Consider the following 1,387-nt stretch of genomic DNA (forward strand, 5'->3'; position numbering starts at 1 on the left):
GCCGTCCGTCCCGCGGACGGCCGCGGGCACCACAGACGGACAGCTCCGGACCGGCGGGAGCGCACACGCCGACGACCCGCTCGGCCACGCAGCGTGAACGGCGGCACCAGGCCGGGTCGTGCGCGACGCCCCGGCCCGAGGAGGCGTGCGGAGGCGGCAGCCCGTACCGGTCAGCGGGAGGGGCCCGTCACCAGCTCCGCACCTGCCGGATGATTCGCCGCCGCAGCAGCACCGTCCGGCTACCGTCCGGGAACAGCCGCAGCCTGTCCAGCTCCCAATGCCCGTATTCGGCATGGTCGGTGAGCAGCTGGCGCGCCGCGTTGCGGGAGGTACCGCGCGGCATGCGCAACGACTGGTACTCGTACTCCGGCTGCCGGACCGGCTTCGGTGAAGTCAAAACGCTCCTCCTGAGGGACACCTGCGAGCAAGCCTACGGCCTGCCTCCGACAACGGGCCCGGGTATTTTCGGCCGCCCTCCCGGCGAGGCCCCGCCCGCACTCCTGACAGCTCATCAGTTCCGTTTCCGCTGTGGACGGGATACCCCGCTCAGGGCCCGTGGAAGCGGCACGCGGGCGGCCCCGCCGTGCCGGATCCGCGCGCTCCGCGCGGGTGTGCGCGGGTACAGAACCACGCGGATCGGACATCAGGGGGGAAGTTGCGGTGAAATCGCGGGTGTAGGTGACAACCGCTGTGCGTACCGACACCGAGGGGAGATAGCGTCTGCACCATGTCTGATGCCGCGCAGCCCACCATTGCCGAGGTACGCGCCGCCGCCGAGGCGGTCAAGGCCGCCATCGACCGTCATCTGGAAGCGGTGTCAAGCCCCAGCGCAGCGGACGATCCCGCTGTGTTCACCGCCTACGAGCAGCTCGCGACGGCGGCCATCGCCTACGACCAACTCCTCTACGAGGTCTACGACGAGGTCACCCCGTTCGAGGTCCCCGGCGACGAGGGGCCGGGCGGGTACAACGGCCCCGAGCAGCCCGAGGCGATCAGCGTCCTGATCCGCCGCGACTACCACGTGGTCGATCCGAAGCGGCTGCGCGCCCAGGCCGAGCGGCTGGACGACTCGCTGACCCCCGGCGGGGGCGGGTCGGGCGAGGTGAACGCCGCGATCGGTGTGCTGTTCGGCGAGTACGAGCCGGACGAGATCGCCGCCCGGAGCGAGGAGTTCGGCCTGGAGGAGGGTGACTCCACGCTCTGGGTCGCCGCCGCCGAGCCGACCGAGCCGGGGGAGTGGCTGCCGGAGCCCTTCGAGCACGCGGACCCGCAGCTGCTGATCTGCCGGTTCGACGTCAGCGAGGTCTACGACGACGAGGACCCGGACGAGTGACCTGAGCTCCGCCACCGCCCGCTCCGCCGCCCCGCCTGCCGGGGGCGGCGGAGC

2 protein-coding genes are annotated in these 1,387 nt (G+C 72.1%); one reads left to right on the forward strand and one right to left on the reverse strand.

What is annotated here, in order from left to right; all coding sequences use genetic code 11:
- Window positions 1–187 precede the first annotated feature (187 nt).
- The gene (locus ACFWA9_RS39185; protein ID WP_329486960.1) at window positions 188–397 is read right to left on the reverse strand and encodes a DUF5703 family protein; all 210 of its coding nucleotides are present in this window, start codon (window positions 395–397) and stop codon (window positions 188–190) included.
- Window positions 398–727: 330 nt separating this feature from the next.
- On the opposite strand from ACFWA9_RS39185, the gene ACFWA9_RS39190 reads away from it, so the two are divergent.
- Window positions 728–1,333 (forward strand): hypothetical protein, encoded by a 606-nt coding sequence (locus ACFWA9_RS39190; protein ID WP_329486959.1) that lies wholly within the window; start codon window positions 728–730, stop codon window positions 1,331–1,333.
- Window positions 1,334–1,387: the final 54 nt, after the last annotated feature.

The organism is Kitasatospora sp. NPDC059973 (assembly GCF_042737525.1).
In the GTDB taxonomy this organism is placed as follows: domain Bacteria; phylum Actinomycetota; class Actinomycetes; order Streptomycetales; family Streptomycetaceae; genus Kitasatospora.